Origin of the sequence: Sulfuracidifex tepidarius, assembly GCF_008326425.1 — an archaeon.
Lineage (GTDB): Archaea > Thermoproteota > Thermoprotei_A > Sulfolobales > Sulfolobaceae > Sulfuracidifex > Sulfuracidifex tepidarius.
In genome coordinates, this window is sequence record NZ_AP018929.1 from 1,147,139 (window position 1) to 1,173,121 (window position 25,983).

A 25,983-nucleotide genomic window follows, 5' to 3' on the forward strand; every position below is an offset into this window, starting at 1 on the left:
TACTATTACCACGGAACAGTTTTAATTTTTAATCGATATGCTTCGTAGTTCGTCGCCATGTGCATGAGGAAAGCTATAAACGCGACGAAGGCGAACTGGAAAAGCGTCGGCACTTCCCCCAGGATTACTAGGGCTAGAGTGGAACCCAAGACGAAGTCCAGCTGGTCCAAGCCCCAAGCCCTTCCCCCACGTGGTATGTTGAGCCTCCTCTTTATGAAAGCACCAGTCATGTCCCCTACCATAGCGAAGACGGACTCCACAAAGCCTATCCATATCCAGTGCGGCCCAAGGAACCTGGATATGATTATCCCAACGTCAGTCCCGAAGGTGATTGAGAGCAGCAACCCTTCGAACGACTTTCCGTCCCCAAAAACCCTTCTCCCATCTGTGAAGTTCCTGTGGAAGTCTATTGGAGTGCCGTTCCTAACGAAAGTCGCCCCTCCGTTAGCTGCAAATGCAGGGAGGTACATGACCAAACCTATCAGGAGGCTTATAAGCATCCTATCACTTTATCTCGATATATCTTGAACCTGCATTCCCTTAAATTTCCTATCAAACTGGTCCCTGTAATGAGAATGACGTCGTCCGAGACCCTTCTCATGAATTTTTCTCCGCTTACTTGATTTCCCCATGTCATTTCCCACGAAAGGAGGACTTTTACACCTGACAACGATACGGAAGTGAGTAACGTCATTAGCTTCATGAAGTCCATGTAATCTCTTTCCCTCCTGTATGACCTATTTACGGGGTCTATAACTAACAACCTCATGCCAGAGACCCCTTGTACTGCAGCCTTCGCTATTTCGAAAGTCGAGGAGACCTCAACGAACTTCGTTTTAGAGCTTAACACGGGTTTCCTCATGTAATCGTTACCTTCTGAAATGAAAAGCGAAGGACAGACCTCGTTAGTCACCTGAAGCGACAGTGACGTCTTCCCAGCCCCAGCTTTTCCGTATATAGAGACCAGGTTTCCCTTGGAGAAGATGAACTCTGATATCTTCAATACTGTTCGACTTTTTACTGAAAGTATTTAAAACGTTATTCCCTTAATTAATCTGTGGTAGATGGAATCACCATAAACGTAAGAGACCCTAAGCTATATCATGCCCTCCTTATGGAACTCAAATCAAAGGGGTATAGAGTGGTCAACGACGGAAACATAGTCCTAACTGACGGGGACGATAAGGGGTTTGAAGCTACCGTGAAGGTCAGGTCTGAAGACGACATTCTTCCGGCTATCGGGAAGGTCGCAGTGCTCAGCAGGAGAAAGGAGAAGTTCAACGAGCTCCTAATAGGGGTCGATACCAATCCCCCTTACAACACGGTTGCAATAGTCGGAGACGGAGAACTAATAGATTACTACGTCAGGATCGACATTGAGTCCCTATGCACGCTGTTCGCCAAGGTGATATCGGCGTACCCGCACAAGAGATATTTAATAGGAATAGGTACCGGGAACGTGTTCGGTCATGAAGTCCTCAGCTTCACGAGAGAGTTCTTCCCCGACGCTAAGAAAGTGAACGAGTTCAAGTCTAGTTCAAGGAACCACTTCAACAACATAAAGGACGCTGATTTAAGGGCAGCTTTCGCGATAGCTATCAGGGCTTCCAGGGAATGAGGAAGTCGAGTCTCGTGTGTCCATTTACTCTTAGCTAACCGAAAACCATATTACGTCTGTTTCCCACATTTAACAGATTGTTCCTAGTCTCTATAGAGGGAATAGACGGGTCGGGGAAGACCACGTTAGCTTTGAAGCTAGTGGAGAGGTTACAGAAGACCGGGAGGAGGTCTCTTTACACTAAAGAGCCTTTCACTCCAGAGCTAACCGGGATGATTGAAAGGCTCGGGTGGAACGACCCCGTAGCATTGACGTTGCTCTTCTCTGCAGATAGGAGGATACACGTGAAGTGGATGGAGGAACAGAACGCAGAGGTCGTGATCACAGATAGGTACGTACACTCCACCATAGCGTATCAAAGCGCGATGGGTATAGAGAAAGAGTGGATAGCTCTGGTCAACTCTAAATTTCCTCAACCACAACTGACGGTTCTCTTGGACGTTGACCCTAACGTAGCAGTGTCGAGAATAAAGAAGGGGGACATCTTCGATTTCCCGGAAAAAAGAAGGTTGCTTGAAAAGGTCAGGGAGAAATACCTTGAGTTAGCTAGAGGGGACACGTTCCTGGTAGTCGACGCTAACAGGCCAATCGAGGAAATCCAGGAGAGGGTCTTCACTTACCTCCTTGAGAGGTTACCTTAACTCTCCTTATTCTCTCTATTGCATCAAGGTATCTAATTACCTGCATGAGGGAGTCCTGATCCATCGGGTCTTCCTTTACCTTGCTTGAAAGGTAGTACAAATTATTCACGAGGATGTCTTCCACCTTGTCCATGGTCACGTTCTTCTTTATTGCCTCTTCCTCTTCATCGCTCTTCACCAAGTAAATTTTGCCGTGAGTAGGACACAAAACGTCCCCGTTCTTCAGCCTGAAGAGCGGCATCCCGCACTGGGGGCAAGCGTCGCTCAGCATGGTAGCGCCTTGTCTTAAAAGATCTGCCGCTTTCTTAACATTCTGTTCTGTGCTGGACATAAATAAACCTAAAACTCAGTAGATAAAAAATAGTATGGTGAAAACATGGCATCCCCCTACGATAACGAGGCTAAGCTAAAGCAAGCTGTGATCCTTCTTCAAAAGATAGTGAACGACACAAGCGTTCCGAGGAATATAAGAAGAGCTGCAACAGACGCAATAAGGAACCTACAGGACAACGGAATAAGTCACGCCGTTAGAGCTGCAAACGCTATAGGAATACTAGAGGACATAAGTCAAGACCCTAACATGCCCATGCACGCTAGAATTTCCATATGGAACGTTGTATCCGTGCTAGAAACGATAAGAGATTAATCTTTAAATACAGTGAGGAGAAGTATTTTTGGAGAGCGGGGGTGCCCGAGTTAGGCCAAAGGGGACAGGCTTAGGCCCTGTTGGAGCAGTCCTGCGTGGGTCCAAATCCCACCCCCCGCATCTTTTTAATTTCCTTGAGGTTTTCGCTTCTGTCCAAGGCATTAACTTTAAAGCATAGACGTTACAAGATGATAGTGGTTGCCGCGGTAGTATAGACCGGTCATGCAAGTTCGTCCTGCGCTGAAAGTATGCGGGCCTTTCGAGCCCGTGACCCGGGTTCAAATCCCGGCCGCGGCACTAATTCTTCCTAAGGAACTTAATTAACTTTTCAACTCAACAAATCTTTATCTCGAAGAAGACTTAGGAGTACATTCTCTGAATACTTCTTCAAGACTCTCTGTACACTGTTGAAGCTCTTCCTAGGTGATTCAGGTTTTCCATATAGGTTAACAGTCGAGTACAATACCTACTTGACTAATAAAGGCATTTTGAAGGTCAGATATAAAAGATCAGAATTGCCCGCAACATGTTTGTACATGTATATAGACTATATGAGTTATATACAAAAAGGATTTAAGTCTTCTTATTTTTATTTTTAGATAAATATCACAGGAAGAGGAATTAACTCAAGCTTTAATTAAATTGGGCATGTCGAGAGATGAAGTAGCTGGGATATATGGGGTGATAGCAGCCCTCGCGTTGCAGATAGCTGAGATAGTCTAGAACGCTTTGTGCATAGAGCAGAAATGGGGGTTATTTAGCAGGAAGTCTTATGCTACTTACGTACCCGCAGTCCTGGTTTCCTACACAATAAACAAGGCCACTTACAACCAGCTAGCCACAGGGGACGTCCAGCAGAGCAACTCGTCCCTGTTGAAGAAGCCGGCTAAACAGGGGATCGTGGTGTTTAGCTGAATAATGTTTTAAGATAGTTTATTATAATTGACCACATAATATTCACATAATAATTTAGTTTATATTTGCTATATGATAGTAATAGAACTAGGCGCATTATAAATTCATTTTTTCCGTGTAAACACTTTTGTTTCCTCACACGGTAACGTGAATTCCGTTTTTGGAGTGATTAATCAGGTTTGTGACTAGAGGAACCAGCCTAAGCACGAAAGATCGGTATTTTTAAAGAGTACTTACTTCTTATCCTCATGAGGTTGATTCTGGGAAATTTGCTTTTGACGATTTCCCAGTGGTATTCCTTCTTCCTAGTTTCCCAGCTTTCCCTCTTCATCTTCCCTGTTTTTTGCGGTGTGGCAATATTCGCCTTAGGTTTCGTAGGAAGGATAGCAGGAAGTATGATATTCGGTTACATTGGAGATAAGGTCAACAGGAAGGTAGCTTTGTTTCTGACCACAGCAATACTAGTGGTTTCCTCTTTATTAATAATTCTAGTATACAACTATTACTCTATCATAGCCTTCAGGTTCCTTCAAGGTCTAAGCTTGGGAGGTGAATGGGGAGGAGCTAGCACGGTCATAGCCGAGGCATACGGCGAATCTAAGTTCAGAGGACTTGCAACTAGCATGATTCAATTAGCTGTTCCGATCTCAGTAATCTTGTCTTCCTTTTCAATATTCCTTCTCTCAACCTCGTCATCGGGAGAGTGGAGGTTTTCTTTGATATTCCCCATAATTATCTCTTTGTTTTCCATTTCGCTCGTCAGGGATATGAAAAGCGTTGATATGGAAAATAACTCTGGCATCCCTATCCTTAATGCTATAAGGAATGACTGGAGTAACGTGTTAAAAGCTATAGGAATAAAAATAAGTGAAAGCGCAAATTTTTACATCTTTACTTCCTTTGTCTTTTCACAGTCCATCTCTGCTGGTGCAGTCTCCATGGTTGTCATAATAGCCGTATCATTACAACTAATTCTAATGCCCATGTTCGGGTATTTGAGCGATGTAATAGGCAGACGAATGGTAGTCCTCATCGGAGCAGGGATCATGCTCTTTGGATCCATTCTATTTCCTTCTAACTTCGTGCTGGGAGAAATGTTGCTTTCAGTTTCTGACGCGTCTCTATATGCGCCACAGTCGTCGATATTCACTGAATTATTTGATAAGAAATACCGCTTTACAGTGTCCAATTTCTCTTATCAGGTGGCAAGCATAATAGGTGGGACAGTTGCCCCGGCGGTTTTGAGGGTTACAAATTACGGAGTATCAGTAGTAGCTTTGCCTTACATCGCTGTCACATTACTGAGCCTTACTTTAGTGGCAGAAACTAAGGGTAAGAGAATGCAGTGAAACCGTGAGAGACTAATTTTCATGTTGCTGTGCATACGCTGAATACAATAGATAGAAAGAGACATACACTCGCCACGGAGCATGAGAATTTACCTGCCTAAAGTTGTATTACTCTGTTACACAGAGGAATTATGTCATCGTCATTAGTAGTGATTATGACTCCCCTTCCTTCTTCTAATACGCCCTGTAGGATTGACCTGAACTCCAACAACGAGAAGCCGTCCAGTCCTGACGCTGGTTCGTCCAGAGCTATTACCCTCGACTTTGACGAGATGGCTGACCCTATGAGGACCTTCATTTTCTCCCCGTGGCTTAGGGAATAAGGGCTCCTATCAGCCTCCTTCCATAGCCCCAATCTTTTCATTACCTCTGGGTCCTTCATCTCTTCTCTTACTGTTTGATTAAAAAATTGTAGATCAGGGTTTTGAAAGATTACATACACGTCCTTCTTTCCTATTAGTCCTTTGAGAGTCGTGGTCTTCCCTGAACCGTTCTTTCCCTTTATACATAACGATTCGCCCTTGTGTAGAAACTCGTTAGACCCTTTGACCCTGAACTGTGTCAGCACCTCCTGTGAAGGTTTGGTCTCTAATGGATCTATCTCAAACCCCCTCAATCCTTCTCTCCTCAGGAAGTTGTTTTCGAGGAAAGCTCCCTTATCCTTTTCCACGAGGTTTCCGTCCTTTATTAGGTAACTTCTATCAATAAGCGATAAGGTCTGCTTTACTCTGTGTTCTGAAAGCAAAGTTCCTCTTGGGATGACCTTCACTAACGTCGATATCCCCTCTTCGTCTAAATTAGCGAAAGGTTCGTCAATCAGGAGGTACTCAGGGTGGGTAGACAGTGCTGACGAAAGGACGAACCTCTTCTTGTACCCGTCCGAGAGCCTCTTGAAAGGGACAGAGAAGAAATCTCCCATTAATTTCCTCGCTATCTCTCGATCTGAATCCACGAAGTTGGAAAGTATCTCTATCTCATCCTCACAAGTCTCTCCTAGGACTTGTGAGTTAGGGTTCTGGGACACATATCCAATCCTTGTATAGTCGGGCTTAGCGCAGAAGTCCTCTCCATTTAGGTTGACCTTACCCTCCATTAGACATAAAGCGGTCATCATCACTGTTGTCTTACCAGCTCCATTCCTTCCGAACAAGCCTACAACCTCGTCTTTCTGGAGCTCAATCCTTCCCTTCAGAAATGAAGGCTCAACGACAAGCAAATAGTTCCGACCCCGTAGACCAGCAGTATAATATCGTTTCTCCTGGGTCTTATTTCGAATTTTCCTTTATATTTACCGTTCAGCTTCAATGTCATTGTAAGGTAGAGGTCTTCAGCTGTCTTGACTATGAACACGATTATGGGTAATAGGATTTTGTCTATTCTGTATATTTTAACTCTTCTAGCTTTGGCGTAGTTCACTATGTCCTTCACGACCTCGTAAAAATAGGGGTAATACGCCATCGCAACTATCACCGGGACTGCCTTCCCCTTTGTTAGGCTTATCAAAGACTTGATGTCGATCAACTGTGAGGAGATGAGGTAAAGGTTGACTAGCGTGATTACCCTTAAGGTGAATGACACTAAGTAAACCTTACCTAGATAGAAAAGGATCACTGATGACAAGACAGCTATTATTACCTCTATGACGGAAACCCTTTTCCTGTTCCAGATCAAGGTGCTCGCGAAGGCGATCAAAGGTTGAAAAAGGGATGAAATATAAATTAGCAAGGCGAGAGAGATCACGTATGGAAAGGAGGCTTTCAACGACGGTTCACTTTGTTTTCCTGTGCCTTCTTTCTCTCTTCTTTTATTACCCCACTCCTTATTACGTAATTACCTACCTTAAACGAGATCGCTCCCATCGCAGCGCTTTCAATTGCCATGATAACTGAGAAGACCACCCAATCCAACAACCCTGGCATTGGAACCGGGACCTTTACCATGAAGTAAGCTAGGTAAGTGCTCAGTATGCCTTCTCCTGTTCCTGCTATTGTAGTGTAAGTAATAACCGCGCTCAGGCTCCTATAACCAATTTTTCTTGTTACGATTTCCACTATTATACCTACGGCGAGGAGGGAAACTGAGAGGAAGGGAAGGAAAGCTATTGTGTAAAGCAACGCACTGATTAAAGCTATGAGTATAGGACCGTATTTCTCATTTATTATTTGTATTCCAATAGCAAGAATTATTAAAGGTAAAGTCAGGTTAGCTATCGGGTCTGCAAACGCGTTTATTGCATATCCGTTGAAGGTAGTAGCAATCGCAGCTGCGGCAGCGAAGGAAGCCACAGAGAATACAGAAGCATATAGAACTTTTTTCCTCGTCTCCATAATACGGAGATTTATTTTCAACAGTTTAAAAATTATCTTTAATGATCCTTCCTTTGTGTTACTTTCTAGATATTAACATTATTAAACCTATATAAGCTAAGTAACCGAAGATGCCTAAGATTATGAGGAAATTTAATACCTTTATGAAATATTTAGCTACGTCCACATCTCCAACTGTGAGATGGAAGTTCAAGAAAATGATTCCGAACGATAAGAACACAATAAATACGGAAATTACAAGGAGCGAGACGCCAATTAATTTAATTTTCACGTTTCCTATATCCATGAATTAAGTCCCTCGTTGCTAACCTAACCGCATCGCTTGACGTTAACCTCGGTCTCCACCCGAGAGAAGTAATCTTCATGCAATCTAATAGCATGAACCTTACGTCTCCCTTCCATCCCCTACCTTCTAGCTCATCCTTGTACACGTGAGCTGGCTTTAACTTCATTTCCTCTTCTATTATTTGAGCTATCTCATTTACGGTTATCCAGTCCTCGTTGCCCACGTTGAATTCGTCATACTTACCTTTGTAATAACTTTCGAGGAAAATGAGGGAATCGACAGCGTCTTCTATGTAGATATAGCTTTTCCTTTGCTTACCGTTTCCAAGTATCTCAAGCTTTGAAGGATCCCTCCTTAGCTTCTCGATGAAGTCCTTTACAACACCGTGAGATACCCTTCCTCCAGTGACGTTAGCGTACCTCACCGAGATACCTCTTATTCCATAGTTGTTGGAGTAAAACCTTAACATGTCTTCTCCCATGACCTTGAAGAGGCCGTAGTTGGAAATTGGTTTTATAGGAGCCCATTCAGGAGTTGGTATTCTAGACTCACCGTACACCGTGGAAGACGAAGCGAATATCACAGTTTTTACGTCATTTTTCCTAGCTATTTCCAGTAGGTTGAATGTAGCCTTCACGTCTCTGTCGAAGTGTTCTATGGAATCCATCATGGAAGTTCTTACGTCTGGGTTCGCAGCTAGGTGATAGATTACGTCAACCCCATCAAGCTTCAGGTCGTTCCCTCCTCTTAGGTCAAATCTCTTAAGTTCTGCCTTGGGATGAACATATGTTCCTGATGACAAGTCATCTATTATCATCACGTCATATCCTTCGTCAATTAATGTATCAGTTAAATGCCCGCCTATGTACCCTGCTCCTCCGGTTATGGCGATCATGTGCTTACTGTGTTATGATCATTTTAAAATTATTATCGGAATCTCATCAAATCTAGGTGGATTTTACATTTTTTAAAAGGAAGAAGGAGAAGGCGTTCTCTTCTCCGTACCAAAGCTGCTGGAACCCGTGAGAAGTTAGCTCTCTCTTCATTTTGCCCCTGAAAATGAAGTTGTCAACTACCACGAATTTACCGTCTTGAGTCAGAACCCTTCTGGTTTCCTCTAAAAGCAAGTCTCTCCTCTCCTTCGGGACGTTGAAGAGGAACATAACTGAATACACAGCATCGAAATGGTTGTCCTTATATGGTAAGCCTTGATCTTGTTTCATTTCTCCTATTTCGAGTTCCACCTTATCTATACTTGCGTTCCTCTTCGCCGTATCCACGCTCATTTCCTTCCATTCATCAATTACGAAAATCTTTGACGAAATCAACTTAGCTATTAGGGTAGCTATTAAACAATTTCCACACCCTATGTCAAGTATGTCTCTGGAGCCCTGAAGTAGAGGAGAGATCCTCCTCGCAAGGTAGATCATGTCATCGTGTGAAATTCCCATCCTCATGAGCGTTGGATATCTCTTCTCCATCTCAGGTATCTCTATTCCAAGCCTCTTCAGCTCGGGATGCGTCTCCTTAAAGAATTCGCTCGACATAAATTTTAGTTATAAAATATAATTTTTAAAATTTTTGTTAAAACATGTAAAAGAACCAGCGGGCCCGGGGGGATTTGAACCCCCGACCTGAGGCTCCGAAGGCCCCCGCTCTACCCTAGCTGAGCCACGGGCCCTCTTAAAGCTTATAGAGTATTTCTTATAAAGATATATATTGTTACAGATGTCCAGACAACTTACTTTATTTGACGTAATTACATCACAGGAAGAGAGCAAGAAGGAGAAACAAGACAAGAATAATGGCAAAAACGAGAATCGAAACGCTAAAGAAGTTAAAGAGAGATCACAAGTCTCAGCTCCTAGGAGAAAAACCAAAAGCTGGATGAGTGAAGCTCAGGAGGGCAAGGTATATTTCCTTCTGCAGGTGGACTATGACGGTGAGAAAGGTAAGGCAGTCTGTAGGCTTTACGATAAAGAGACTCAAAAGATCTATTACCTTTACGACAATACTCACCACAAATCCTATTTCTTAGTAGACCTCGACCCAGACAAGGTAAACAAGATCACCAAGATAACGAAGGATCCTTCTTTCGACCATATGGAGAGAGTAGTTAAAATAGATCCATACACGCAGGGTAAGATAACGTTGACGAAGATAGTAGTCAAAGACCCTTTAGCAGTAAAGAGGATGAGGGACCATGTACCTAAGGCATATGAGGCCCATATAAAGTATTTCAATAACTACATTTATGATTTAGGTCTCATACCAGGGATGCCTTACGTTGTGAAGAACATGAGCTTGAGGGAGGCTAAACCCTCTCTTTCTGACGAAGAGGTTCAAGAAGTGGAGAAAGCTTTCAGCGACTCTGACCAGATGACTAAAGATACCTCAAAGGAATGGATGCCCATTTTCGAGTCAGAGGTCCCAGATCTGAAGAGGGTTGCCATAGACATTGAAGTGTTTACGCCTATAGAAGGAAGGGTTCCTGACCCTGAGGAGGCGGAATTCCCTATAATAAGCATAGCCCTAGCTGGAAACGACGGGAAAAAGATAGTGCTAGCGCTAAACAGAGAAGACGTATCACTCGGGGACGAATCAGTTCCAGACGGAGTAGAGGTCAGGACTTTCAATACGGAATTTGATCTACTTAATGAGTTCTTCAATCTAGTGGTAGATTACCCAGTCCTTTTGACATTTAATGGGGACGACTTCGATGTACCTTACATATTCTTCAGGGCATTGAAGCTAGGGTATTTCCCTGAGGAAGTCCCCTTTGAGATAAACCCTGACGACACGAAATACTTGGCGGGAATTCATATCGATTTATACAGATTTTATTTTAATAAGGCTGTAAAGACTTACGCTTTCGACGGAAAATATAACGAGTATAGCTTAGACGCGGTAGCGTCTTCGATGCTCGGCCTGAGTAAGGTCAAGCTGGACAAGTCAATTTCTGCTCTCGACGTAAGGAAGTTAATAGAATACAACTACAGAGACTCAGAAATAACACTTAAGCTAACTACCTTTAATAATAACATAACAATGAAACTTATTATCCTCCTTGCTAGGATGTCGAGGATGGGGATAGAGGAACTTACAAGGACGGAGGTATCTACGTGGATAAAGAACCTTTACTACTGGGAGCATAGGAGAAGGAATTGGTTGATTCCATTAAAGGAGGACATTAAAGAGAGGTCGTCCGCCATAAAGACGGCTTCGGTGATCAAGGGTAAGGGATATAAGGGAGCAGTTGTAATAGATCCGCCTGCAGGAGTATTCTTCAACGTGGTCGTCTTAGACTTCGCTTCCCTGTATCCATCGATAATAAGAACTTGGAACATAAGCTACGAGACAGTAGACTTGAACCAATGTAGGAATATTAAAGAAGTAAAAGACGAGACAGGTAACGTTCTTCACACCATCTGTTTCGATAGACCCGGGATAACAGCAGTAATCACCGGGTTATTGAGGGACTTTAGAGTCAAAATTTACAAGAAGAAGGCTAAACAGGCGAAAGACGTTGAGCAAAAGACTTTCTACGATGTAGTTCAGCGCGCAATGAAAGTGTTCATTAATGCTACGTATGGGGTCTTCGGGGCTGAAACCTTCCCACTTTATGCTCCCGCAGTAGCTGAGAGTGTCACAGCACTGGGGAGATACGTAATTACGAGTACAGTATCTCACGCTAGGTCATTGGGAGTCAGGGTTCTTTACGGAGATACTGACTCACTGTTTCTCTACAATCCTACGAAGGAGATAGTAGATGGTATGATAAAGTGGGTAAAAGACACCTTCGGGCTCGACATAGAGATAGACAAGTCTTACAAATTCGTAGCTTTCTCCGGTCTCAAGAAGAACTACTTCGGCGTTTACCCAGACGGTAAAGTAGACATAAAAGGTATGTTAGTGAAAAAGAGGAATACCCCCGAATTCCTTAAGAAATCTTTTGCTGAAGTAAAAGATATCCTTGTGAAGGTTAATACACCAGAGGAAATGAAGGGTGTGAAGCAAGAAGTTACTGATAAAGTGAGGAGCATTTACACAGGTCTGAAGAATAAAGACTACAATCTGGACGAGTTAGCATTTAAAATAATGTTGTCAAGAAGCGTAGAGCATTACAAGAAGACCACCCCACAACACGTTAAGGCCGCAGAGCAATTAAAGGAAGCAGGGGTCCAAGTTCTACCGAGGGACATAATCATGTTCGTCAAGGTCAAAACTAAGGACGGAGTCAAGGCCGTACAACTCGCTAAGTTGAACGAGATAGATTCTGATAAGTACCTTGATGCGGTGAGGTCCACGTTCGAGCAAATACTTAAGGCTTTAGGAGTAAGCTGGGACGAAATAGCTTCTGGCCTTTCGATAGATAGCTTCTTTAGCGGATTTTAGGCTCGAATCGATTCTAGAATAAGATAAGTGTTTTTTAAAAATTTTTGGCAAGTCCTATCTTGATTTTTATTTAGTTTGGTAAAAATGCATTTTTTCCTATGTAGCCTCAGAGTTCCTCGTCTTCTTCCTCTTCGATCTCAGCCTCCTGTTCCTTCTCTTCTTTCTCAGGAGAAGTGAGTTTCACCGCATCCTCCATTAGCTCCTGTTTGGTCTTGTCGTCAAGGAAGTACGAAACCACATAAACTTTTCTATCTATAGAGTCATTGTCCATCCATAAATTATCGAAACTTATAACATAAGATGGTATTTTCACTATTGCGAATTTCTCTTGCTTGCTCATTGAGAACTTCTTCAGTACATCATACATTTTCGGATTGAGAGGAAGCGGAATTCTTACTTCATGAAAGTCTTTTATGATAATGAAGTCTGAGGACTCTTCGTTCCACTCTGAAAGTGCCTTATTCGCTGTGTCTTTCACTACCTGACCTATTTCTCCTTCTACGGTTTCGTCAGAAGTTATTTTACCGTCTTCGCTTTTCAACACCAATATTTTCATTTAATCACCGCTACCCTTTGTTTTCCCCGATAATATAAAGGTAAACTGTGTGGTTCATATTTCCGTCCTCAACCTTTATCACTTCCTTCGGTATCCATTCCCTCATCTCGAACTCGTGAGATACTATCCTGGTTCCTGGCTTCAGATCTCTCTCGAGCTTCGGCTTGAGCATTTCATTTACGTTTGGCAATAAGAACATTGTTAGCACGGAAGCCTCAGAAAGAGGAGCCTCAAAGAAGCTTCCCTTCACTATGGAAACTCTTCCCACAACTCCGTTTTTCTCTATGTTAGAATTAGTCTCCTTTATCCTCTCATCATTTATTTCTATACATACTGCCTTCTTAGCGTTGAATTCTTTCACAGCAGTTATAACTATTCTTCCATCCCCGCATCCCATATCGTAAACTATGTCGTCTTCTTTAGTCTTAGCTAACTCTAACATCGCTTTAACTACTTTCTCTGGTGTAGGCACGTAAGGTACAGTGCTCAAAACTATCACTTATGCTATTGCGTCTATGAGTTTTTAACTTTACTAAGAGCCTCTAATTTGGCCTTCTCCTTGTCTGGCTTAAGTGAGTCGTTGAAAGGTATTGACGTTAGAATGGGCTTTATAGACCCGTCCTCTTGAAGGAAAAGTTGAGGTAACCAAGGCATTCCGAACTCGTCTTTTTCTCCGTAATCAGTTACGAAGGCGTAGTCCTCCTTCCTAACTTCGCTCTCTATTCCTACCTCCTTTGAGACCTCGTCAGTTATCTCTAAAAATAATTTATGCATGGGGTGAGATTCCGTTGTTACTAAAATCAACTTTTTAGCCATTTATGGAGGAGTTGATGAAGTAACTTAAATCAGTAGTGGTTAGCTTGATCACAAAGCTAAGGAAGCAGTCAAAGAAAATCCTCACACCGGTCGCGAAGTCTATCGCTAAAAGTAATGTGTCGGCAAACTCTATAACAGTCACGGGTTTAGCTCTATCAGGAGTTTACGCCTTATTGCTCTTTCTGACGAGAAACCCTCTCTTAGGTATCTTGATTATAGCGATCTCCTCTTTCATGGACGCGTTAGACGGAGAAGTTGCGAGGGTGAAAGGTGAGACCTCGAATTTCGGAGCTTTCCTTGACTCTAGCTTCGATAGAATAGAAGATATCTTCTTCATTTCCCCTCTCATCTTCCTCGGCTTTAATCCCTTCTTAGTGTCTACCTTAGTAGGTTTCTCTCTCACTATCTCTTATTTGCGATCTAAAGCGGAGCTCGTAGGTATTAAAATGGAAGGTAAAGGAATAATTGAAAGAGGGGAGAGAATAATCTTCATTGTGGTTATACTGCTGGCTTTCTTTCTCGACCATTTCGCCGGGTTAATGGTCTTCTACATCCTTTACTTTCTTTCTATCGTCACCGTGGTTCAAAGGTTCTACGCTGTGGCCACTTCTAAAGACAAGTTGTAGAGGGTTCTTCACTCCACAGTCCGCTACGCATAGTCCTTTCTCTTTCATTTTCTCACAGGAGTAAACTATGACTTTCGAACCGTTGATTTCCTCTCCCATATCAATCATGTATGCTTTGAGAACTCGTGTCTCCTCTTCAGTTAGGCTTTCCTTCTCCTTTTTTTCTCTTAACTTCTTGATACACGGCGGAGTGTTAGTTGATCTTCCCCTTACCATGTCTTCAAGGGTCTTCGGGACCGAGACCTTCAACGGTCTTAGTGTCTCTTGTAACTTTGTCTTCAGTATTCTTTTCAAGATGACTGAGAGATAATGTTTGTTGAAATATACGTTTCCGTGTGTCAAGATTTGCTTTGATAGTTTAGCCTCAGTACCCTTTGAGGCCCTGATGTAAGTCACGAAGTCGGAACAAAGCTCTAGGGATATCGTTACCTTATCGTTCAGGTAACTGATCTTCTCACAACGTTTAGCGTTGAAACCAAGTATGTGGGAGAGTTCGAGTAAGTCTTCCTCGTTTTCCTTTTCCATGAGCCTTGAGAACATTTCAACTTCGGCGTTCACGTATTTCGAGGCTATTTCGTCATCCTTTATTGCCGCTAGAGCTAGGAGCGTAGTGTAAAACATTAGGACTGGGTTCCTTACGTTGAGATAGGGTTTTGCCTTCCCGTGTTCTACAGTTTCCTTAATCCTTCTCTTGACTTGTTCCAATAGCTCGCTATCACTCGCTAACACGTCAGATAATCTAACAGATGAGCCGTAGGTTCTTCTGAGTTCAGCATCAGGACTTTTAATGAAAGGATATTTATATTCGTCAAGCATCGCTGTTGCCTCAATTTATTTTTTAACCTTGTAACTAGTTAAGCTCTAAATGAAAATCTTTGTGGCTTCAGCTTGGCCTTACGTGAACGCTGTACCTCACTTAGGCAATATGATAGGGTCGGTCCTATCAGCTGATGTATTCGCAAGATATGCTAGGTTGAAGTACGGTAAGGACAACGTAGTTTTCGTAAGTGGTAGCGATGAACACGGAACGCCGATTGAGGTCGAGGCACTAAAGAGGAAGGTCAGCCCTAAGGAACTGACAGACCAAGCACATGAGTATGATAAGAAGCTCTTCATCGACGTCTGGGAGATAAGCTATGATAATTACACCCGAACTGAGTCAGAGGTTCACAAGAAGTTTGTGAGGGACTTCCTTCTGTCAATTCAGAGATATGTCAAGACCCAGGAAGAAGTTCTCCCTTATTGTGAAAACGACAAGATATTCCTCCCCGATAGGTTCGTAAAGGGGAAATGTCCTTACTGCGGTTTTGAGGACGCTAGGGGGGATCAATGCGACAACTGCGGTAGGTTGCTCACGCCTTCCTCGTTAATTGATCCTAAGTGTTCCATCTGCGGTTCTAAGCCAGTTTTGAAGAACACTACACATTGGTTCTTTGATTTAAGCCAATTCAATGACAAGATAGCCGATTGGATAAAATCATCTAAGACTATGCCCGACTCAGTTAAGGCTGTAGCACTGAGCTGGGTAAGTGAGGGGTTGAAACCCAGGGCGATCACGAGAGATAACTCGTGGGGAATACCAGCACCTTTTGATGGAGCAGAGAAGAAAACAATATACGTGTGGTTTGAAGCCCTTCTGGGATACATTTCTGCTACAATAGAGGTCAATCCAGAATCATGGGAGAACTTTTGGGCTCACGACGATGTTACAAGCTATTACTTCATTGGAAAGGACAATATCCCCTTCCACGCTGTTATCTTCCCAGCCATGTTGATGGCTTCAGGGAAGTATCATCTGCCTGACGTAATAGGCGCGACTGAGTACCTTCTCTATGAAGGTCAGAAGTTCAGCAAGAGCAGGAAAATAGGAATATGGGTAGACGAAGCCCAATCGATCATGGACATAGAGTACTGGAGATACGTTTTAATCAGGCTTAGACCAGAGGAAAGGGATACTAACTTCACTTGGAGGGAAGTGGTGAGGATAGTGAACACGGAACTCAATGACGACATTGGAAACTTGTCGAATAGGACTCTGACGATGATAAAGCGCTATTTCAATGGAGAAATACCAAGGGTTCACTACGATTTGCTCGATGAGAGGGATAAGTCGCTAATATCGCTCATGAATGAAGCACCATTGAAGATGGGAGAACAATTCGAGAAAGGTAAGCTCAAGGCCGGAACTGATGAGCTTCTACGTTTGGCTAGAGAGAACAACGCATATATCAACTCGAAAGCACCGTGGGAGTTGGCTAAGACTGACGTGAAGAGACTTTCCAACGTTTTAGCAATATCAGCTGGAGTATCGTATACATTATCTCTCATGTTGTACCCATTGATGCCTAAACATAGCGAGAGATTGATGGAGATGCTGAACGTTAAAGTCAATTCCTGGGAACCGGTTAATCTGGACTCTCTAGCTGGTAATAGGATAGGTAAAGTTGAACCGCTCTTCTCCAAGTTACCTGCTGACATAGAAAGCAAGATATCTGAAATTCTTAAAGAAACTAGAGATAAAGTTGAAAAAAATAGACCTATTTTACTCAAGTGAAACATAAGCTACTGCAGGCTCGAACTTCTTACCTTTTCCTTCATAGAACTTGCTGAACATTTCGTAAAAGTGAAGCCTCATATCCTGAATGAAGACTACTAAGCCCTCGAGACCTATTGCTAGGAGGTTCCCAATCAGTATCAGGATTATACCGAGAGGATTGATCAACACGCTTATTGTAGAAGTCGTAGCTCCCACGAATGGCTCGCTGGCGAAGTATGCCATGAACGAGAAAGCATCTAGGATATAGTAGTGTGCCAGAGCGAATACCAAAACTCTTACGAAGGATATAGTATTGGAGAGAAGGAGCAACCCACCTTCGAAGCCACCGTCTATGAACCCGAATATGAGAGACCCTCCTGTGGAAGCGTTCTCATACCTCTTTAATAAGATTGCTTTAGAAGCCCAGTTGAATAGTAGCGTGAACGCTGTGTACCAGATTATCAAATATCCTGCTAAGTTAGACGAGATGGGCTTCAGGAGTAATGCATTAAGTACTTCTCCCAATATGGATTCGTCAGCGTCGAAGAACCCTGTAGTACTTGGTAATTTAGGCAAACCCCACATGAATATGACTAAAGGAACAATATATATTAGGAATGTTGGAAGTTTCTCGAAGAGTAAGAAGTCCTTGTCCTTTTTCCTTATTGCGTTAACTAAGCCTAAAAGTCCGCTTGCGAAGAGGAGGATAGCCCCTATCATTATTGAAAATATTATAGCGTAGTCTATGCTAACGTTAGTTGCAAACTCACCGAAGGGAAGTAAGAAACTTATAGCCTTGTCGACCGAAGGAGGTACTGGCCACACGCTGTAAAGAGGACCTACGGAATACTTAGAAGAGGCAAATATCTCTCTAAGACCTCCTACAGGCAGAGGTCCGAAGAAGTCCCTAGCGAACAGTCCTGTAATCATTGCGACTACGCTAGAATATATTAAGACCAGCGAGAGTTTAGGTATGTTGTCACTCCCTTTCCTTTTCCCATATTTGTAGAACCAGATAGAGAACAAGAATACTACTATAGCGTCTCCGAGATCTGGGAACATCAGTCCGAAGAGAATAGGGAAAGTTATTACCAAGAAAACTGTGGGTGAGATCTCCCAGTATGAAGGAGTACCGTATATTTCCACGACTGACTCTAGAGCACTTATGCTCTTCGGCATTCTGATGTAGACTGGAGGTTCTTCCTTCTCTCCAAACCTCTTGGGTCTCTCACTGCTCACATGAGCGTCGTCCTTTAGTTGTTCCGCGTATTTCTTGAAATCCTTCTCCGGAACATATCCTTCCAGCTGAACGAAGAACTCTGAGACCTTAACCTTTGACATTATTGTAAGGGCGCTGATCACTGTAAGTAACTTTCCATATATTGTAGTGAACTCCTTCTGGTCTTCCTTGGCGGACTTGGAAAGTTCTTCTCTACTTTTAGAAATTAATTCAGTTATTTTGTCGACCTTCCTTTTGGTTTCTATGTATATAGTAGCAGGAGCCTTTCCCTCTTCTAGCTCTAACCTCTGTATTCCGATCTGCTTAGCTTTCTCAATTATCCCGTCCTTTTTCGATCCTATAACGAGGATAGCCTCCTCTTTTTCATTTAATGGGTAAGACCAGAAGTATACGTTCTTAGTCTCTGACCTGAGTTTATCTGCTTTTTCCTTACTTCCTATGGCTATCAGAATATCGAAGAAGTTCATGTTATAAGCGTTCGAAAGAGGTACGTCAATATCCTTGAATGGTTCTATTTGCTTCATCTGCTCCGCAAGCAGGTCCCTCTCAGCCCTCAGCTTATTGATCTCCTCTAACAAGTCTTTGTACCTCTCTTCCAGTTTCGATGCCAATACTGATACTTCGTCTGACGCCTCTAACCAGTCTTTCACTTTCATTGAACCAGATGGCTGTACCGTTATCTTGCTTATGTCCATGATCGACTTTATCTTGTTCAGTTGTTCCTGTAGCACCCCGAGCTTTCTCCTAGCATCCTCTAACCTGCCTTCTCCTATAGGATTCCTAGGCTCCTCTGGTTGAAACGACCCTATTTTGACTATCTTTTTCACTACGCTGTTGAGCCTTTTCTTATCTGCTATTATTTCAACTCTTAACATGTTCTCTGGAAAGAGCACAGTCTAGTTCACAACATTCTTAATTACAGATACCTTATAAGTATTTAACCTCTGTAACAAAAGTACCTCCGATGGGGAAAGTAGTTCTAGTAGGCGATAAATACACGGTAAACCTCTTCAAGATGATGGGAGCTGAAGGAACTATAGTAGAAGACCCTTTAGCTTTACCTCAAATTATAAACGAAGTCAAGAAGAGGCAAGACGTAGATCTGGTTCTAATAACCAAAGACATATATAATCCGGTAAGGGAGAGCGTTGACAGCATAATTCTCAATCAAAAGAAACCTTTAATAACAATCATTCCTTCACCTTTTAGCGAGGCTGAGGCATTGGACGTAAAGAGAATGATAATGGCAGCCTTAGGTTTCGGGTGATAGTAATGGAAATAGAGGAACTATTTAATAGAGTGGTGAAGGAGGAACTTGAGGGTGACACGCTAAACGAGATAGAGAAGGCATTTGAAGAGGCTAAAAAGATAGTTGAGGACAACTATAGGAAAATCGAAGCAGAATATCTAGGCAAAGTCGATAGCTATGTGAAAAAGAGTATTGAAGAGATAGAAGGAGAGAGAGCCAAGTTAGAAGTCGAGAACAAGAGAGCTATTCTTTCTGAGAAGGAATTCTGGATAAACAGGGTTTATGAGGAAGCCATGAAGAGGATAGAGAAGGTAGTTGGGTCTCAACAGTACAAGGAATCACTTTCAAACATCCTTAAGAGAGAGGCTACCCAGAAGAGCATAGTATATTGCTCAAAGAGGGACGTTCAGACAGTCAAGTCTGCCTTGAAGGGTTTGAAGTTGAATGCCGAAGTCTCAGAAGCAGACATGATAGGCGGTCTGAAGATCATGAATAAGGAAACGGGGGAAGTGAAAGATTATTCATTAAAGCTTTTCTTAGATCAGGTATTTGATAATATGAGAGGAAAACTCTCGGATATCCTGTTCGGTGATTTATAAATGGAAAATGGTAGAATAATAAGGGTAAATGGGCCTCTGGTTGTCGCAGACAACATGAGGTCAGCCTTAATGTACGAGGTAGTCCAGATAGGAGAAGGAAGGCTAGTGGGAGAAATAACCAGAATCGAAGGGGACAGAGCCTTCATACAAGTATATGAAGACACGTCAGGTGTGAAACCAGGAGAGGCAGTATACCGTACTGGGTCTCCACTTTCCGTAGACCTCGCTCCGGGTCTTATGGGTAGACTATTCGACGGACTAGAGAGGCCATTAGATACCATAGCGTTAACTTCTAACTCCCCATTCGTGAGCAAGGGAATAAAGGTAAGTCCTCTGGACGAAAATAGAAAATGGCATTTCATTCCCTCAGTGAAGAAAGGTGACAAAGTAGAGGAGGGAGATATAATAGGCGTCGTACCTGAGACCGGGTTAGTGGAACATAAAGTGATGGTTCCACCCGGTATTCATGGGACAGTGAAGGAGGTCGTCCAAGAAGGAGACTATACGATCAAGGAGAATGTCCTCATCTTAGACATGGAAGGAGATGAGAAGCCGATTTCCATGTTACAACGCTGGCCTGTAAGAATTCCAAGGCCTTATAAGGAGAAGCTGGAACCTACAGAGCCACTTTTGACAGGAGTGAGGGTCCTAGATACGATATTTCCCTTGGCTAAAGGAGGGACAGCTGCAATTCCTGGGCCTTTCGGAAGCGGAAAGACGGTCACACTGCAGAGTTTAGCTAAATGGAGTGCTGCCAAGATAGTGATCTACGTAGGTTGTGGTGAAAGAGGGAACGAAATGACAGACGAACTTAGGGCTTTCCCCAAGCTGAAGGATCCGTGGACTGGAAAACCCCTACTTGAAAGGTCAATACTTATAGCCAACACGAGTAACATGCCTGTAGCTGCTAGGGAAGCGAGTATCTATGTTGGTGCAACCATAGCAGAGTACTTCAGGGATCAAGGTTATGACGTCTTGCTGGTTGCAGACTCCACCACCAGATGGGCTGAAGCTCTGAGGGATCTTGGAGGGAGAATGGAGGAAATGCCAGCAGAGGAAGGATTTCCGAGCTATCTTCCTTCAAGGCTAGCAGAATACTACGAAAGGGGAGGGAGAGTAAAGACCCTAGGAAAGCCCGAGAGAATAGGGTCTTTATCCTTGGCTTCAGCAGTCTCTCCACCTGGAGGAGACTTCACTGAGCCAGTTACAAGCAACACGTTAAGGTTCGTTAAGGTCTTCTGGCCTTTAGACGTGTCTTTAGCACATGCAAGGCATTTCCCCGCCATAAACTGGCTTCAAGGTTTCTCGGCTTACGTAGACCTAGTGGCTAAATGGTGGAACACCAACATTGATCCGAAATGGAAGGAAATGAGGGAGATCATAGTTAATGATTTGATAAGAGAGGACCAACTGAAGCAGATAGTCAGGCTCGTAGGTCCCGACTCTTTGGCAGAGAAGGATAAGTTGACCCTTGAGAGTGCTAAGTTCATAAAGGAGGCGTTTTTGAAGCAAAACGCCTTTGACGACATTGATGCCTTCTCATCTCCTCAGAAGATGGCTAAGATAATGAACGCCCTCGTTCTCTTCCACGAAAGAGGCTTAAAGCTGACAGAGAAGGGATTCTCGGTGAAGGATATAGTGGAAAAAGCAACACCAGTGATGACCGAGATAATAAAGTCCAAAGCAATAATTAAGAATAACGAACTTCAGAAGTACGACGAGCTCATAGCAAAGCTTAACTCGGTCTTTGACTCTATGGAGAAAGGTGGTTCTTCATGATGAACGTGAGAGAGTATTCGAAAATATCCACGATAAAAGGAACTCTGATGGCGGTAGAGGGAGTGTCAGATGCATCCTATAACGAACTTGTTGAGATAGAGACTTCCTCAGGTAAGAAAAGAGGAATAGTTGTGGACTCTCAGCTAGGTGTATCAATAGTTCAGGTATTCGAGGGGACTACCGGAATTTCCCCAACCGGTACTAAGGTCAGGATGCTTGGAAGGGGTCTCGAGGTAAAGATATCAGAAGAAATGTTAGGGAGGATATTCAATCCTCTAGGCGACCCTTTAGATAACGGTCCAGAGATAATCAAAGGAGAGCGCAGGGACATAAACGGCGAACCAATAAACCCAGCAATGAGGGAATACCCAGAGGAGTTCATTCAAACTGGAATATCGGCAATTGATGGACTTAACCCTCTAGTGAGAGGACAGAAGCTTCCAATTTTCAGCGGAAGTGGAATGCCCTCAAATCTCCTCGCAGCTCAGATAGCCAAACAAGCCACAGTTAGGGGAGAAGAAGGGAGTTTCGCTGTCGTGTTTTCAGCTATAGGTGCCAGATACGACGACGCAGTTTTCTTCAGGAAATTCTTCGAAGAGACCGGTGCAATAAACAGAGTTGCAATGGTGGTTAGCCTAGCTAACGAACCTCCAGTCATGAAAATACTTGCACCTAGAACAGCGTTAACGCTGGCAGAGTATCTAGCGTTTGAGAAGGATATGCACGTTCTAGCAATTCTCATTGATATGACGAACTACTGCGAAGCTCTCAGAGAAATAAGCGCTTCGAAGGAGGAAGTTCCAGGAAGGGGTGGGTACCCAGGTTACATGTACAGTGATCTAGCTACGATATATGAGAGAGCAGGGAAAGTTAAGGGTAAGAAAGGGTCTATAACGCAGATGCCGATCCTCACAATGCCAAACGACGACATGACTCATCCAATACCTGACCTCACTGGTTACATCACTGAGGGCCAAATAACCTTTGACAGATCTCTTTACAACAAGGGTATATATCCTCCCATAAATGTACTACTCAGTTTATCCAGGTTAGGAAAGGACGGAATAGGAGAAGGGAAAACTAGGGAAGATCATCCTAACGTGATGAACCAGCTCTTTGCAGCGTACGCTAGGGCAGTGGATACAAGAGGGTTGGCAGCAATCATAGGTGAGGACTCCCTCACTGAAATGGACAAGAAGTATCTCCTCTTCGGCGAGATGTTCGAAAGGAAGCTTATAAATCAAGGGTTGAACGAAAACAGGAGCATAGAGACCACGCTGGACATAGGATGGGATTTACTTTCTGTATTCCCCGAAAGCGAGCTGACCAACATCAAGGCAGAATACATCAAGAAGTACTATCCTCCATATCGTGGTAAGAAATGAGCCAGAGAGTTCTCCCAACTAAGATAAATTTAGTACAGTTGAAGAATCAAGTCAAGGTAGTAAGGAACATAAAGAGGCTGCTTGAGAACAAGAGGGAAGTCCTCTTACTTTACCTCAGAAACTACGCTGCCGAATACGAGAAACTCTACAATGAGGTGAACGAGACCCTTAGCGTGGTTTATACGAGTTATCTCAAGGCTGTCAGCGCTGAGGGGTTGGGAAACATAGAGACAATTGCGGAATCTCAATCTCAATCACTTTCAGTGTCATCGTCTACCAAAGTAATATTTGGAGTTAAAATTCCTATTATTCAACTAAATTCAGACACGATACCTCCTAAACCTTTCAGCGAAGTCGAGACTTCACCCTACCTTTCTGAGTCCTATGATAGAATGAAGGATGCTCTGGTGAAAGTCATGGAATTAGTAGAGCTCGAGTCTACTATAAGAGCTTTAGTTGCGGAACTTAAGAAAACTCAGAGGTTAATCAACTCTATAGATACGTCGATTTTACCTTTCTACACTAGGTCAATAAAATACATAAAGCAAGTGTTAGACGATAGGGCTAGAGAGGACTTTATAAGATTAAAGGTAATTAGAAAGATCTTGCAGAGGAAGAAGACATATGCAGGCATATGAGAACCTTAAGAAAAGCCTCTCGGTTTCACTAGAACAAAAGAAGAATGAAATAATACAGAATCTAACCAAGCAACACGATGAAATTTTGTCCAAGAGGAAGAGAGAGCTAGAAGAGCTAGGCAGAAAGGTTTTAAAGGAATTGTCATGATATATCGGTGGGATTGAATATGAAGAGAACAACCCTTCTAGCTTTGTTACTTCCTATACTAGTTTCAGGTGTAATAGCAGGAGCGCAGACTGCTGGTAGCTCGGGTGTAGGATTTGCAGGGCTTAACGTCGGAGCAGGTCTTTCAATAGGTCTAGCTGCAATAGGAGCAGGAGTAGCAGTAGGCATGGCTGCCGCAGCTGGAATAGGCGTTTTGACTGAAAGGAGAGACATGTTCGGTACCGTTCTAATCTTCGTTGCAATAGGTGAAGGAATAGCAGTATATGGTATCTTGTTCGCAGTCCTCATGATATTCGTGGGCAAGTAAAAAGTCAAGAAGATTTTTTATTTTGTATTAATTCGTTTTCTATCGTGAAGGTAACTAGAGAAAAGTGGTCTAAAAATTTCAGTGAATGGTTTGACAGGGTTTTAGCAGAAGGGGAATTTTACGATTATGGAAGATACCCTGTCAAAGGAGTGGGAGTATGGATGCCGTATGGTTTCAGGTTAAGACAAAATGTAGTATCCTTGATTAGAAGGATGCTCGATTCAACGGGTCATGAGGAGATCCTTCTGCCATTGCTCATACCTCAGGAATTGCTCAGCAGAGAAACACAACACATAAAGGGTTTCGAGTCTGAAGTCTTCTGGGTCACCAAGGGAGGTTCTCAGGAGTTGGACGTCAAAGTCTCGTTGAGACCTACAAGTGAAGTCGCCATAACGTACATGGAGTCCCTTTGGCTTAATAGCTACAAACAGCTTCCTAAGAAATACTATCAGATAGTGAGCGTGTTCAGGTATGAGACCAAGGCTACAAGACCTATGATAAGGTTAAGGGAAATAACTACCTTTAAGGAAGCCCACACAGTTCATGAAACATATGAGGACGCACAGAAACAAGTGGAAGAAGCTATATCCATTTACAGCAAGTTCTTTGATGAGTTAGGTATACCATACCTGCTTTCCGAGAGGCCAGAGTGGGATAGGTTTGCAGGGGCTTTGCACACATACGCCTTCGACACTTTGATGCCCGACGGGAAAGTGATACAGATAGGTACAGCCCATCATCTAGGACAGAACTTCACTAAAGCGTTAGACTTCAAAGTTCAAAGGCGTGACGGTTCCCTTTGTCATCCTCACCAAACCAGTTATGGAATATCTGACAGGGTAGTAGCTGTAATCATATCCATGAATGGGGATGACCACGGTCCGATAATCTCGCCAAAGGTAGCCCCGATAAAAGTTGTGGTAGTCCCGATCCCTTCAAAGGACGACGAAGAGGTAACAAAGCGGGTCTTTGAGTACTCCAAGAAAGTAGGGGATATGCTGAGAGAATCTGGAATTGAAAGCGTTGTAGATCTGGACCCTGAAAAAACTCCTGGAGAGAAATATTACGTATGGGAATTGAAGGGAGTTCCGTTGAGGGCTGAAGTGGGCCCTAAGGAATTGGAAAAGAACTCAATATTTCTGAAAAGAAGAGATACCTTTCAAGGAAAATCAGTTCCTTTAGAGGATGTAATCGAAGCTGTAACGGAGACCTTGAATTCCATGTTCTTGGATCTCAGGAAGAACGCGGAGTCCTTCCTATTGAACAATGTGAAGTACGAGAAAGATCCAGACAAGGCTAAGTCCCTTCTAAGCTCTGGAGGAATAATAGAGATACCTTGGTGCGGAGATAATACGTGTGGAATGAAACTAGAGGAGATCACTGATGCTAGAGTACTAGGATATCCATTGCAGGACAGAAAAGTGAACGACCCATGTGCTATCTGTGGAAAGCCTGCTAAAACAGTACTTAGAGTGGCAAAAACTTATTAGACATTATATAAGCTATTGAAATAGGGTTATAAACTTGCCAAAGAAGAGGGAAAACAGAGGTCGCAGGAAAGGCGACAAAGGCCACGTAGGCTATATTTTCTGTGATAACTGTGGTGCTAGAGTACCTGAGGATAAGGCGATATGTACGACTAGAATGTACAGTCCAGTTGAACCTGCTTTAGCTCAGGAGCTGGAGAAGAAAGGGGCTATAATAACAAGGTACCCTATAACTAAGTGCTACTGTGTTAACTGTGCAGTGCATTTCGGGATAGTCAAGATAAGAGCTGAAAACGAGCGTAAAAGCACTCGACCTAGGTTTTAAAGAAGACCTAATTGCTCTATTTCTATGAAGCTTTAAGGGAAGATTTTAGAAAGGTTTGGTTTACATTCCTGATTGAAGGTTGAAATAGTCTGAATTT

31 protein-coding genes and 3 tRNA genes are annotated in these 25,983 nt (G+C 43.1%); 19 read left to right on the forward strand and 15 right to left on the reverse strand.

Annotation, left to right across the window (positions count from 1 at the left end):
* Positions 1-5: 5 nt before the first annotated feature.
* Together IC007_RS05535 and IC007_RS05540 are read right to left on the reverse strand one after the other, a co-directional pair.
* On the reverse strand, positions 6-500 hold the full coding sequence (locus IC007_RS05535) for a CDP-2,3-bis-(O-geranylgeranyl)-sn-glycerol synthase (RefSeq protein ID WP_054845620.1): 495 nt from the start codon (positions 498-500) through the stop codon (positions 6-8).
* The gene (locus IC007_RS05540) at positions 491-1,003 is read right to left on the reverse strand and encodes an ATP-binding protein (protein WP_054845621.1); all 513 of its coding nucleotides are present in this window, start codon (positions 1,001-1,003) and stop codon (positions 491-493) included. Before IC007_RS05540 ends, IC007_RS05535 begins: the two co-directional genes overlap by 10 nt.
* 54 nt (positions 1,004-1,057) lie before the next feature.
* Here IC007_RS05540 and IC007_RS05545 point away from each other — a divergent pair, with 54 nt between their 5' ends.
* Together IC007_RS05545 and tmk are read left to right on the forward strand one after the other, a co-directional pair.
* A complete protein-coding gene (locus IC007_RS05545) occupies positions 1,058-1,618 on the forward strand; it encodes a hypothetical protein (RefSeq protein WP_149528475.1) in 561 nt (186 codons plus the stop codon).
* A gap of 77 nt (positions 1,619-1,695) precedes the next feature.
* Positions 1,696-2,259 (forward strand): dTMP kinase, encoded by a 564-nt coding sequence (gene tmk / locus IC007_RS05550; protein ID WP_054845623.1) that lies wholly within the window; start codon positions 1,696-1,698, stop codon positions 2,257-2,259.
* Here the strand turns inward: tmk and IC007_RS05555 are convergent.
* On the reverse strand, positions 2,231-2,590 hold the full coding sequence (locus tag IC007_RS05555) for an Sjogren's syndrome/scleroderma autoantigen 1 family protein (protein WP_054845624.1): 360 nt from the start codon (positions 2,588-2,590) through the stop codon (positions 2,231-2,233). The genes tmk and IC007_RS05555 overlap by 29 nt on opposite strands.
* Before the next feature lie 45 nt (positions 2,591-2,635).
* Here IC007_RS05555 and IC007_RS05560 point away from each other — a divergent pair, with 45 nt between their 5' ends.
* The 5 genes from IC007_RS05560 (at position 2,636) to IC007_RS05580 (ending at position 5,169) form a co-directional block, all read left to right on the forward strand.
* Positions 2,636-2,905, forward strand: a complete 270-nt coding sequence (locus IC007_RS05560; RefSeq protein WP_054838775.1) for a stationary phase-response protein — start codon at positions 2,636-2,638, stop codon at positions 2,903-2,905.
* A 35-nt stretch (positions 2,906-2,940) separates the two neighbouring features.
* Positions 2,941-3,025: transfer RNA gene (locus IC007_RS05565), tRNA-Leu, on the forward strand.
* An 80-nt stretch (positions 3,026-3,105) separates the two neighbouring features.
* Positions 3,106-3,202: transfer RNA gene (locus IC007_RS05570), tRNA-Glu, on the forward strand.
* Between the two features lie 432 nt (positions 3,203-3,634).
* Positions 3,635-3,820 carry a hypothetical protein gene (locus tag IC007_RS05575; RefSeq protein ID WP_054845625.1) on the forward strand — a complete coding sequence of 62 codons (186 nt, stop codon included), beginning with the start codon at positions 3,635-3,637 and terminating at the stop codon, positions 3,818-3,820.
* Positions 3,821-4,068: 248 nt separating this feature from the next.
* Positions 4,069-5,169: an MFS transporter gene (locus IC007_RS05580; RefSeq protein WP_054845626.1), complete on the forward strand. Its 1,101-nt coding sequence runs from the start codon at positions 4,069-4,071 to the stop codon at positions 5,167-5,169.
* Positions 5,170-5,266: 97 nt separating this feature from the next.
* Here IC007_RS05580 and IC007_RS05585 read toward each other — a convergent pair whose 3' ends face one another.
* The 7 genes from IC007_RS05585 to IC007_RS05615 all read right to left on the reverse strand — a co-directional run bounded on the left by IC007_RS05585 (position 5,267) and on the right by IC007_RS05615 (position 9,463).
* Positions 5,267-6,385, reverse strand: coding sequence for an ATP-binding cassette domain-containing protein (locus IC007_RS05585; RefSeq protein WP_149528476.1), 1,119 nt, complete (start codon positions 6,383-6,385; stop codon positions 5,267-5,269).
* A complete protein-coding gene (locus IC007_RS05590; RefSeq protein WP_149528477.1) occupies positions 6,358-6,930 on the reverse strand; it encodes a hypothetical protein in 573 nt (190 codons plus the stop codon). Before IC007_RS05590 ends, IC007_RS05585 begins: the two co-directional genes overlap by 28 nt.
* Positions 6,927-7,496, reverse strand: coding sequence for a hypothetical protein (locus tag IC007_RS05595; RefSeq protein WP_054845629.1), 570 nt, complete (start codon positions 7,494-7,496; stop codon positions 6,927-6,929). Before IC007_RS05595 ends, IC007_RS05590 begins: the two co-directional genes overlap by 4 nt.
* A gap of 58 nt (positions 7,497-7,554) precedes the next feature.
* A complete protein-coding gene (locus tag IC007_RS05600) occupies positions 7,555-7,782 on the reverse strand; it encodes a hypothetical protein (protein ID WP_054845630.1) in 228 nt (75 codons plus the stop codon).
* Positions 7,757-8,677, reverse strand: a complete 921-nt coding sequence (locus IC007_RS05605) for an NAD-dependent epimerase/dehydratase family protein (protein ID WP_149528478.1) — start codon at positions 8,675-8,677, stop codon at positions 7,757-7,759. The genes IC007_RS05600 and IC007_RS05605 overlap by 26 nt, the downstream gene beginning before the upstream one ends.
* Positions 8,678-8,729: 52 nt before the next feature.
* Complete coding sequence (locus IC007_RS05610; protein WP_054845631.1) at positions 8,730-9,329, reverse strand: class I SAM-dependent methyltransferase; 600 nt, start codon at positions 9,327-9,329, stop codon at positions 8,730-8,732.
* A gap of 59 nt (positions 9,330-9,388) precedes the next feature.
* A tRNA-Arg gene (locus IC007_RS05615) sits at positions 9,389-9,463 on the reverse strand.
* A gap of 47 nt (positions 9,464-9,510) precedes the next feature.
* Here IC007_RS05615 and IC007_RS05620 point away from each other — a divergent pair.
* A complete protein-coding gene (locus tag IC007_RS05620; RefSeq protein ID WP_149528479.1) occupies positions 9,511-12,177 on the forward strand; it encodes a DNA-directed DNA polymerase I in 2,667 nt (888 codons plus the stop codon).
* A 106-nt stretch (positions 12,178-12,283) separates the two neighbouring features.
* Here IC007_RS05620 and IC007_RS05625 read toward each other — a convergent pair whose 3' ends face one another.
* From IC007_RS05625 to IC007_RS05635, 3 genes are all read right to left on the reverse strand, one after another.
* Complete coding sequence (locus IC007_RS05625) at positions 12,284-12,733, reverse strand: DUF2286 domain-containing protein (protein ID WP_054845632.1); 450 nt, start codon at positions 12,731-12,733, stop codon at positions 12,284-12,286.
* A 10-nt stretch (positions 12,734-12,743) separates the two neighbouring features.
* On the reverse strand, positions 12,744-13,175 hold the full coding sequence (locus tag IC007_RS05630) for a protein-lysine N-methyltransferase (RefSeq protein ID WP_054845744.1): 432 nt from the start codon (positions 13,173-13,175) through the stop codon (positions 12,744-12,746).
* A gap of 71 nt (positions 13,176-13,246) precedes the next feature.
* Positions 13,247-13,549, reverse strand: coding sequence for a hypothetical protein (locus IC007_RS05635; RefSeq protein ID WP_054845633.1), 303 nt, complete (start codon positions 13,547-13,549; stop codon positions 13,247-13,249).
* A gap of 35 nt (positions 13,550-13,584) precedes the next feature.
* Here IC007_RS05635 and pgsA point away from each other — a divergent pair, with 35 nt between their 5' ends.
* The gene (gene pgsA / locus IC007_RS05640) at positions 13,585-14,175 is read left to right on the forward strand and encodes an archaetidylinositol phosphate synthase (RefSeq protein ID WP_084739675.1); all 591 of its coding nucleotides are present in this window, start codon (positions 13,585-13,587) and stop codon (positions 14,173-14,175) included.
* Here pgsA and IC007_RS05645 read toward each other — a convergent pair.
* A complete protein-coding gene (locus IC007_RS05645; protein ID WP_054845635.1) occupies positions 14,086-14,991 on the reverse strand; it encodes a hypothetical protein in 906 nt (301 codons plus the stop codon). The genes pgsA and IC007_RS05645 overlap by 90 nt on opposite strands.
* Positions 14,992-15,040: 49 nt before the next feature.
* On the opposite strand from IC007_RS05645, the gene metG reads away from it, so the two are divergent.
* Positions 15,041-16,729 carry a methionine--tRNA ligase gene (gene metG / locus IC007_RS05650; RefSeq protein ID WP_054845636.1) on the forward strand — a complete coding sequence of 563 codons (1,689 nt, stop codon included), beginning with the start codon at positions 15,041-15,043 and terminating at the stop codon, positions 16,727-16,729.
* Here the strand turns inward: metG and IC007_RS05655 are convergent.
* Positions 16,718-18,844, reverse strand: a complete 2,127-nt coding sequence (locus tag IC007_RS05655) for a V-type ATP synthase subunit I (protein ID WP_054845637.1) — start codon at positions 18,842-18,844, stop codon at positions 16,718-16,720. The genes metG and IC007_RS05655 overlap by 12 nt on opposite strands.
* 71 nt (positions 18,845-18,915) lie before the next feature.
* On the opposite strand from IC007_RS05655, the gene IC007_RS05660 reads away from it, so the two are divergent.
* Genes IC007_RS05660 through IC007_RS05700 form a run of 9 tightly spaced genes read left to right on the forward strand, consistent with a single transcriptional unit; the run spans position 18,916 to position 25,886 of the window.
* Positions 18,916-19,218 (forward strand): V-type ATP synthase subunit F, encoded by a 303-nt coding sequence (locus IC007_RS05660; RefSeq protein WP_054845638.1) that lies wholly within the window; start codon positions 18,916-18,918, stop codon positions 19,216-19,218.
* Between the two features lie 5 nt (positions 19,219-19,223).
* Positions 19,224-19,799: a V-type ATP synthase subunit E gene (locus tag IC007_RS05665; RefSeq protein WP_054845745.1), complete on the forward strand. Its 576-nt coding sequence runs from the start codon at positions 19,224-19,226 to the stop codon at positions 19,797-19,799.
* Positions 19,800-21,578 (forward strand): V-type ATP synthase subunit A, encoded by a 1,779-nt coding sequence (locus IC007_RS05670; protein WP_149528480.1) that lies wholly within the window; start codon positions 19,800-19,802, stop codon positions 21,576-21,578.
* Positions 21,575-22,963: a V-type ATP synthase subunit B gene (locus tag IC007_RS05675; RefSeq protein ID WP_149528481.1), complete on the forward strand. Its 1,389-nt coding sequence runs from the start codon at positions 21,575-21,577 to the stop codon at positions 22,961-22,963. The genes IC007_RS05670 and IC007_RS05675 overlap by 4 nt, the downstream gene beginning before the upstream one ends.
* Entirely contained in the window at positions 22,960-23,601 is a 642-nt protein-coding gene (locus IC007_RS05680) for a V-type ATP synthase subunit D (protein WP_054845639.1), read from the forward strand. Before IC007_RS05675 ends, IC007_RS05680 begins: the two co-directional genes overlap by 4 nt.
* Positions 23,588-23,749, forward strand: coding sequence for an ATPase (locus tag IC007_RS05685; protein WP_149528482.1), 162 nt, complete (start codon positions 23,588-23,590; stop codon positions 23,747-23,749). The genes IC007_RS05680 and IC007_RS05685 overlap by 14 nt, the downstream gene beginning before the upstream one ends.
* 19 nt (positions 23,750-23,768) lie before the next feature.
* Positions 23,769-24,074: an ATP synthase subunit C-like protein gene (locus tag IC007_RS05690; RefSeq protein ID WP_054845640.1), complete on the forward strand. Its 306-nt coding sequence runs from the start codon at positions 23,769-23,771 to the stop codon at positions 24,072-24,074.
* Between the two features lie 44 nt (positions 24,075-24,118).
* On the forward strand, positions 24,119-25,564 hold the full coding sequence (proS, locus tag IC007_RS05695; protein WP_149528483.1) for a proline--tRNA ligase: 1,446 nt from the start codon (positions 24,119-24,121) through the stop codon (positions 25,562-25,564).
* Between the two features lie 34 nt (positions 25,565-25,598).
* On the forward strand, positions 25,599-25,886 hold the full coding sequence (locus IC007_RS05700; RefSeq protein ID WP_054845641.1) for a 30S ribosomal protein S26e: 288 nt from the start codon (positions 25,599-25,601) through the stop codon (positions 25,884-25,886).
* Positions 25,887-25,983: the final 97 nt, after the last annotated feature.

Excerpts from the sequence above, each read along its gene's own strand:
- IC007_RS05535 (WP_054845620.1), bottom strand. The coding sequence starts at position 500 with ATGCTTATAAGCCTCCTGATAGGTTTGGTCATGTACCTCCCTGCATTT.
- IC007_RS05555 (WP_054845624.1), bottom strand. The coding sequence starts at position 2,590 with ATGTCCAGCACAGAACAGAATGTTAAGAAAGCGGCAGATCTTTTAAGA.
- IC007_RS05560 (WP_054838775.1), top strand. The coding sequence starts at position 2,636 with ATGGCATCCCCCTACGATAACGAGGCTAAGCTAAAGCAAGCTGTGATC.
- IC007_RS05580 (WP_054845626.1), top strand. The coding sequence starts at position 4,069 with ATGAGGTTGATTCTGGGAAATTTGCTTTTGACGATTTCCCAGTGGTAT.
- IC007_RS05595 (WP_054845629.1), bottom strand. The coding sequence starts at position 7,496 with ATGGAGACGAGGAAAAAAGTTCTATATGCTTCTGTATTCTCTGTGGCT.
- IC007_RS05600 (WP_054845630.1), bottom strand. The coding sequence starts at position 7,782 with ATGGATATAGGAAACGTGAAAATTAAATTAATTGGCGTCTCGCTCCTT.
- IC007_RS05605 (WP_149528478.1), bottom strand. The coding sequence starts at position 8,677 with ATGATCGCCATAACCGGAGGAGCAGGGTACATAGGCGGGCATTTAACT.
- IC007_RS05610 (WP_054845631.1), bottom strand. The coding sequence starts at position 9,329 with ATGTCGAGCGAATTCTTTAAGGAGACGCATCCCGAGCTGAAGAGGCTT.
- IC007_RS05620 (WP_149528479.1), top strand. The coding sequence starts at position 9,511 with ATGTCCAGACAACTTACTTTATTTGACGTAATTACATCACAGGAAGAG.
- IC007_RS05625 (WP_054845632.1), bottom strand. The coding sequence starts at position 12,733 with ATGAAAATATTGGTGTTGAAAAGCGAAGACGGTAAAATAACTTCTGAC.
- IC007_RS05630 (WP_054845744.1), bottom strand. The coding sequence starts at position 13,175 with ATGTTAGAGTTAGCTAAGACTAAAGAAGACGACATAGTTTACGATATG.
- IC007_RS05635 (WP_054845633.1), bottom strand. The coding sequence starts at position 13,549 with ATGGCTAAAAAGTTGATTTTAGTAACAACGGAATCTCACCCCATGCAT.
- IC007_RS05645 (WP_054845635.1), bottom strand. The coding sequence starts at position 14,991 with ATGCTTGACGAATATAAATATCCTTTCATTAAAAGTCCTGATGCTGAA.
- metG (WP_054845636.1), top strand. The coding sequence starts at position 15,041 with ATGAAAATCTTTGTGGCTTCAGCTTGGCCTTACGTGAACGCTGTACCT.
- IC007_RS05660 (WP_054845638.1), top strand. The coding sequence starts at position 18,916 with ATGGGGAAAGTAGTTCTAGTAGGCGATAAATACACGGTAAACCTCTTC.
- IC007_RS05665 (WP_054845745.1), top strand. The coding sequence starts at position 19,224 with ATGGAAATAGAGGAACTATTTAATAGAGTGGTGAAGGAGGAACTTGAG.
- IC007_RS05670 (WP_149528480.1), top strand. The coding sequence starts at position 19,800 with ATGGAAAATGGTAGAATAATAAGGGTAAATGGGCCTCTGGTTGTCGCA.
- IC007_RS05675 (WP_149528481.1), top strand. The coding sequence starts at position 21,575 with ATGATGAACGTGAGAGAGTATTCGAAAATATCCACGATAAAAGGAACT.
- IC007_RS05680 (WP_054845639.1), top strand. The coding sequence starts at position 22,960 with ATGAGCCAGAGAGTTCTCCCAACTAAGATAAATTTAGTACAGTTGAAG.
- IC007_RS05685 (WP_149528482.1), top strand. The coding sequence starts at position 23,588 with ATGCAGGCATATGAGAACCTTAAGAAAAGCCTCTCGGTTTCACTAGAA.
- IC007_RS05690 (WP_054845640.1), top strand. The coding sequence starts at position 23,769 with ATGAAGAGAACAACCCTTCTAGCTTTGTTACTTCCTATACTAGTTTCA.